We start from the raw sequence: 6,517 nt of genomic DNA, 5'->3' as shown, positions 1-6,517 counted from the left end.
CCCGCGGAGCGGGACCCTGAGCGCTGCGCGCTCAGGAAGGGAACCGCCTCGCTGCGCTCGACGGGCCCGGCTGCGCCGGGCCGGTGCCGGCCTGCGGCCGGGGGCCTGCGCTTCGCTCCGGCCGGGTTCGAGGCCTCGCTTCGCTCGATCTCGAACGGCCCGCTACGCGGGCCCAGGTGACCCCGTTTCACGGGGTGCGAGCCTTTGGCTCGTTGGGCGGGTCCGCTTCGCTCCCCCGCCCCGGGCCCTTCCGGCTCCGCCTCCAGGACCAGCCCGCTCCGCGGGCGCAGCAGTAGGGGACCCGGCCGGTGTGGTCTGCATCCGCGGCCGGATCCCCTGAACGAGCGCGGGTGTCCGTGGCGAAGCTCTGGGCTCTCCAGAGCCAACCCGCTCATGCGGGCAGCCAGGTCCGGGCCTGCTTCGTGGTCCCTAACAGCCGGGCCCCCCGGGTAGATGGTCGAGGCCGGAGGCCGGGCCTCTGTGAGGGTGAGCTCCTAGGCTGTAGTCCGCCATCACACTCTTGGAGGTCCCATGTCCAACCATCCCAACCTGCAGGACTTGGCACGCGTCCTCAAACCCTGCCGGGGAAGCGCCGAGGGAGGCCCTGAGGACCTGACTGGAATCGCGGAGGCGGAACGGCTACTCGGGATACGACTTCCTTCGGACTACATCGCCTTCATCGAAACCTACGGGGCCGGCGAAATCGGCGGAAACGAAATAGGGATACCCCAGCCGTACGATGCAATCGAGGGCAACGACCTCGTCTCATTGGCCGAACTGTTCTGGGAACAGGCCCCCGAATCCTTCACCCGGTATCTGCCCGCCAGCCTGGACCCAAAAAAACTCATCCGCTGGGGCTTCACCTCAGACTGCTCCCACCTCTTCTGGATCATCACCGGCGACGACAGCAACGAATGGCCCGTCGCCGACCTCCAGGAAGACGGCGGCCCCTTCACCGTCCACAACCGCGGATTCACAGCCTTCCTAGAACAGCACTGCAGACAAGCTTCCGAAGAAACAGGGAACCCAGTGCAATTCGTACACTGGCGTGAATACGGCCGTCTCATGGAACAAGGCATCAACCCCGCCACCGGTATCTGAACGAACCCCTACGCCCGCCGGGCCCTGCAGTAAAACTCAAGCAGGTCTCCCGAAGGCGCACTCACGTTCTTGATGGACGAAAAAATCCGGCTCTCTCCCTGGCCACATCGCTCAAGAAGGGAACCGCCTCGCTGCGCTCGGCAGGCCGGCCGGTGCCGGGGTTCGGGCCGGCGGCCCGTTGGGCGGGCCCGCTCCGCTCCCCCACCCGGGTCCTTCCGGCTCCGCCTCCACGGCCAGCCCGCTCCACGGGCGCCAGCAGGGGCGGCCGGTGTGGTCGGCGCGCTCCCGATCTTCAGCGCTTCTTCCTGTACCAACCCCACGCGAACATGCAGACCAAACCTACGAACAACACCACAGCCAGCACTTTCCCGAAAGGCCCATCAGGCCACACCCTCGCAGCCAGCTCCATCCCCAACCCCCTCTATCCACCCCGAACACACCCGTCGAATCCCACCTACCCCAACCTCCCGATTTCACCGAAACCGGGCCCCCAGCCCATTACGCGGGCCCGCTCCGCCCCTCCACCCGGGCCCTTCCGGCTCCGCCTCCAGGACCAGCCCGCTCCACGGGCGCCAACAGCGGGGGGAGGCGGTGGCTGTCCTGTGCGGCCGGGTCCACTGGCCGGCTGAAAGAGCGGTGAGGTTGCATCAGATGATGCCTTGTGTAGCTTCCCGGGAACAACCCCATCACCCCCCAGCCCCGAGCCCGAGTACGAGCTCCAGCCCGGGCACGGCCTGGGCAGAGGCCGCGGGGACGGTCGGAGCAGGCACGGGGGCCTGGGGGTCCTCACCCCGCTCCCCCGGCCGCCGCCAGCACGGGCGTGGGCACGGACCCAACCGCGCGCTGCCCCCTCGTCACCGCGGCGCAACCGCAACCCGTCCGGCTCCCGCCCGCTCGACTCCCGCCCGCTCAGCCCGGGCCAACCCGTCGAACTCCACGACCACGGCGCTTCGGTAACGGGGTCCCGCCCGCTCAGCCTGCGGTTCGCCGGCGGTGGCGGCCCGTGCCAGCGATCAGGGCAGCTCCCAGACCGACGGCCGCACCCCCCAGCCCGAGGGCCCACGAGGTGGCCTCGCTACCACCCGTGTGAGCCAGCCCGCCCACGGGCACGGTCTCGGGCACTGCCCCACCCGCATGCGAAGCCTGCTCCGCCGGCTGCCGCCCGGGCCCGGGCGATAGCACGCCCGCGTGCTCCCCGCCCGCCTCACCGGCAGGCTCCTCCTCACCGGGATCACCGGGATCACCCGGGTCACCGGGGTCCGTGGGATCCGTGGGAATGTCTCGGACGATCTCGGAGGGGTACCGGGAGGAATCCACCGATTCTTCTTGCGCGGTGTTGACCGTGGCGCTGAAGAAGAAGTGAGTCCCGACCGGAGCATCATCGTGGAACCGGACGCGTACGGGTATCTCGGTCGTCCCCGCGGGCAACCAGACCCCTAGGTCTGTCCATACGCAGTACTCGAACAACGTGCTCGGCCTGTCGTCCAGCAGGAGCGCGTCGTGCCACGCGCCGTCGGCGAAATACTGCACGTCCATGTACCCGCCGAGCACGATGCCGTCCAGATTGTCAACGTGCAGCAGCGGAGTGTGCAAACCCGAGTTACCCGAGCCCTCCTCAAAAACGAGGGCGAACTCCCGCCACGGCTCACCCGCCGTGAACGCCTCCGGGACACCGCGTACGTCGACAGTCGGCGCCGTGCGGGCGGCGGCCGGACCCTCCGGACCCGTTGCTGCCGGGGGACGGGAAGGCGTCGGCATGACGCTCCCGGCAGATGGTGCGTGCTGTTCGGGCTTCTCCGACGCGGGAGGCGCGGATGGTTCGGGGCCCCCGGAGGGGACATCGCCCGGCGCGGGGCCGGCCTCGGGCAACGGAGCCGACGGCTCACCGGAAGACGCTTCGGAGGCCTCCTCGTCCGGTTCCCGTGACGAGTCCGGGACAGCCGTAGCGGGAGCTCGGTCCTCCTCGGCCACGGCCGGAGCGGCCAGCAGGGTGACGGGGGCCAGCACGCCGGCCGCAACGGCCATGGCGCTTCTTCTTAGGTGCACATGTCCTCAATCCAGCGCAATGTGCCAGTACTTGACCACCGTCCCATTCCACAAACCACCACAGGTAGGGCTTATTAAGCTATCGCCACATAACCGCCATTTATGCCTCCACGGAGCCACCCGGGCACGGGCTCCAGCCCAGGCGCGAGGCCAGACGGTACGGCCCGGCCGATCCCACGGCACCAGAGACGAAGCAGGAACGGGCCCGGGGGGCTGGGGCCCTCACCCCGCTCCCCCGGCTGCCGCCACCACGGGCACGGGGCACGGACCCGACCGCACGCTGACCCCTCATCACCGGGGCGCAGCCGCCTGCTCGTCAGAGTTGGCCCGCTCGGCTTCCACCCGGTCCGCCCGGTCCGCCGGCAGCAGCGCGCGCTATCGGGTGCGCCCCGCGCCCCTGGCCGGTCCGGCCTGCTGGCGGTGGGCCGGGACGGCGGCTTCGGCCGGGGCCTGCTCTCCGGGGGCCGCGGCGGACCGACCAACAGACCGGCCCGGCCCGGCGTCTGCCCGCAGTCAGCGCCTCTTGCCCGCCCGTACCCGAAGGTCACGTAGAGGGCGGGCCAGCCCACAGGGCTGGCCATCGATCCCATTCAGTTGAGGGCGGGCGGGAAGTCGGCGTGCGTGCGCCCCCAGGCCGTCACCGCAGCCGGGCTCACCCGGGCGACTTCAGCAGTCCGACCGGCATGGGTTGTGAGGATCGTGTTGGCCTTCGCGCTCATACCCGGAGGTACCAGCCGCGGGATGTGAGCAGGCGTGCGATCGGGACGTAGAACAGCGTTAGCCACAGCAGCGCCCACAGGATGGAGGTCAGGGCGGCCGGCAACCCTGCGGCCAGGGCGGCCTCGGGGCCCATGGTCCACAGGGTCGTGTCCGGGCCGGCGTGCCGGACCGGGATGTAGTCCAGCGTGGTGATGACGAGTTCGGACAGGACGTAGAAGAGCAGCGGGTTGCGGCCGAGAGCCACCAGGGTGTCGCTCACGGGCGCGAGTCGGTTTCGAGCCGCGGTGCTCGTGCCGGTGGGTGGCGACGTGGACGGGTGGGGCGGACCGGAGGGGGTGGGCCGGCGTCTGCCGTCGAGTGCCAGGAGGAACAGGCCGAAGCCGGCGGTCATGATGCCGATGGTGACGAGGGCGAAGGAGGGAGTCCACAGCTGCTTGCCGATCGGGATGACCTGGCCCAGTACGAGGCCACCCCCTGCGCAGAGGGCGCCGACGGTGATCAGCAGGGACGCGCGCCTGCGGACACCGTCGATGGTGCGGTAGCACTGCCTGTTGTGGATGACGTCGAGGCCGACGGCGAGGCCGGCCCAGCAGTTGACCACGGCCACCAAGGTCGACATCACGCCCTCGGGGTCGAACTTGCCGCCGTCGAAGTTGTGCTCGGTCCCCCACCAGGTCGTGTCGATGTAGGCCTGCAGCGAGCAGTCTCGCGTCAGTGGGGGAACGCCGGCGCATTCGGGCCAGGGGTTGTGGAACGTGTACGTCGCGATGGTCCACAGGGCGAGGCACAGGAGGGGGAACCCGCCCAGCAGCATCGCCCGAGCCGGGAAGCGGACCGGACGGGGGCGCGCGCCCAGGGGTGTCGTGGTCGCCTTCGTGGCGGAGGCGGGGCCGCCTGGCGGCAGCAGGGACGGGGCGCAGGTGACGTAGAGGAGCGATACCGCGAGGTAGGCGAAGGCCAGGCGCTGCATCACTCCGACGAAGCGCCAGTGCTCCAGTACCTCGGGCAGGAAGGGGTAGGCGTTGAGGAACATGCCGATCGCGTACAGGAGGGCGGCTCGGCGTGCGATGCGCAGCAGGTGGGGGCGCCGGTGCGGTGTGGCGGCCGGTACGGGTGTGGCCGGTGGGCGGAGCAGGGCCGACATGGAGACGGGTACGGCCATGCCCATGAAGAAGAGGAAGCCGGGCAGGACCAGGTCGGCGAAGGTCAGCCCGAAACCGTCCGGATGTTGCAGGACGGGGGCCGCGAGTCCGGCCACTTGGCTGCCGATGAAGATGCGGAGGGCGACGAGGGCGCCGCGCGAGGCGTCCAACGCGTGGAGACGGCGCCGTACGGGTGGCGCAGTCGCCCTTGGCGTCGTCGGTGCTTCCTGCGGCCGGTGTTCCGCGGCCGGTGGCGGAGTCGTGGGATCGGTGGCGGCGGGCGCGGGGATCGGTCCGGTGCCCGCAGCCGCAGCAGCGTCGGCGGGGGTTTGTGCCTTCATGTCGGGCACGAGGGCGTCGGCCCTGAGGTCCGCGTGGGCGTCCGTCCGCGCCACGGCGCGGCTGCCCGGCGACGCTCTCCGCCAGTCCATGCGCGCACTCCAACTCCTGCTGTGGGCACGCCTCTCCCCCGCGGGACCCCGGGCACTCAACGCAGGGCCTCGGGGGTGTCGGCCCGGATGGTGGCGCCCTTGGTGACGAAGTAGAAGTCCTCGTCCTCGATGTCGGCCCGGGTCTGTTCGCCGATGTACAGGTCGAGGTGCTTGGTGTCGTCGCAGCCGATGCTGCACAGGTCGTCGACGCGCCAGTGGGCGGCCTTCACCCGTGCGCAGATGTCGGTGGACAGTCCCGGACCGCAGTCGGTGACGTGGATCGAGGTGCCCGGCGGCAGGTGGTTGGCGGCAACGGACTGCCAGGGCACCAGGGTGTTGTCGTGGGAGCCCTGGGGCGGGGTCCGGGTCGTGAAGTAGCAGCGCCTGTCGAAGTCCCGGCCGAGGTAGTCCCCGCGTACCGTCTTGCCGAAGCCCTCCAGGTCGACGCGGTCCAGGTAGTCGGCGGGGAACGTGTCGGGCAGGTTCTGGCCGGCGCAGGCGTGGTCGCGGATGCTGCGTCGCGGGCCGCGGTAGAGGGCCTCGCTCGGGGTGAAGTAGACGGTGAGCGTGTATCCGCCCTGGGGCGCCGTGTGGGCCGTGGGCAGGTCGATGGTGGTCAGCCGGTGATGCAGCCGCAGGCCGGCGAAGCCGACTGCTGCCAGGACCAGCACGCCGCACAGCAGGATCGCCGCACGCCTGCTCCGCGGGGTGCGCGGGCGGCGGCCCGGGGGCACGGCGGGTACGGCAGGTGGGGTGGTGTCCGGGGGCGCGGCCATGATGGGGTCTGCTCCGTGCGGGTTGAAGGGATGGGACGGCAGCGTCGGCGCGGCCCGTACCGGTGGGGGTGCCGGAGGCGGGTGCCGGAGGCGGGTGCCGGAGGCGGGTGCCGGGGGACCGGCGTCCGGCGGCCGGGCTCTCATGGGATCTCGTTCGCGTCCGGGCGGCGGTGGGCCGCGCACGGTCACCCTGGCACGGACATCCGGGCCGGGGGTGCCGTAGCGGGCCGCGTCGCCGAAGAAGCACCGTTCGAGTGCAACCGCCGTCAAGGCGCGCGCACAGGACGTCTCTTGAGGGGGA

4 protein-coding genes are annotated in these 6,517 nt (G+C 71.0%); 1 reads left to right on the top strand and 3 read right to left on the bottom strand.

Annotated features, from left to right (window positions below):
- The first annotated feature begins 531 nt into the window (after positions 1-531).
- Positions 532-1,101: an SMI1/KNR4 family protein gene (locus tag ACGFXC_RS37180; RefSeq protein WP_393719368.1), complete on the top strand. Its 570-nt coding sequence runs from the start codon at positions 532-534 to the stop codon at positions 1,099-1,101.
- 972 nt (positions 1,102-2,073) lie between these two features.
- Here ACGFXC_RS37180 and ACGFXC_RS37175 read toward each other — a convergent pair.
- The 3 genes from ACGFXC_RS37175 to ACGFXC_RS37165 all read right to left on the bottom strand — a co-directional run bounded on the left by ACGFXC_RS37175 (position 2,074) and on the right by ACGFXC_RS37165 (position 6,216).
- Positions 2,074-2,859, bottom strand: a complete 786-nt coding sequence (locus tag ACGFXC_RS37175; protein WP_393719367.1) for a hypothetical protein — start codon at positions 2,857-2,859, stop codon at positions 2,074-2,076.
- Positions 2,860-3,862: 1,003 nt separating this feature from the next.
- On the bottom strand, positions 3,863-5,179 hold the full coding sequence (locus ACGFXC_RS37170) for a hypothetical protein (protein ID WP_393719366.1): 1,317 nt from the start codon (positions 5,177-5,179) through the stop codon (positions 3,863-3,865).
- Positions 5,180-5,496: 317 nt separating this feature from the next.
- Positions 5,497-6,216, bottom strand: a complete 720-nt coding sequence (locus ACGFXC_RS37165) for a hypothetical protein (RefSeq protein ID WP_393719365.1) — start codon at positions 6,214-6,216, stop codon at positions 5,497-5,499.
- Positions 6,217-6,517: the final 301 nt, after the last annotated feature.

Source organism: Streptomyces sp. NPDC048507, from assembly GCF_043199995.1.
Lineage (GTDB): Bacteria > Actinomycetota > Actinomycetes > Streptomycetales > Streptomycetaceae > Streptomyces.
Note: the sequence above shows the minus strand (reverse complement) of the source record. Positions and strands in the feature narration are given on the sequence as shown.

What these genes read in the sequence shown, in the direction of transcription:
- ACGFXC_RS37180 (WP_393719368.1), top strand. Translation starts at nt 532, where the DNA reads ATGTCCAACCATCCCAACCTGCAGGACTTGGCACGCGTCCTCAAACCC.
- ACGFXC_RS37175 (WP_393719367.1), bottom strand. Translation starts at nt 2,859, where the DNA reads ATGCCGACGCCTTCCCGTCCCCCGGCAGCAACGGGTCCGGAGGGTCCG.
- ACGFXC_RS37165 (WP_393719365.1), bottom strand. Translation starts at nt 6,216, where the DNA reads ATGGCCGCGCCCCCGGACACCACCCCACCTGCCGTACCCGCCGTGCCC.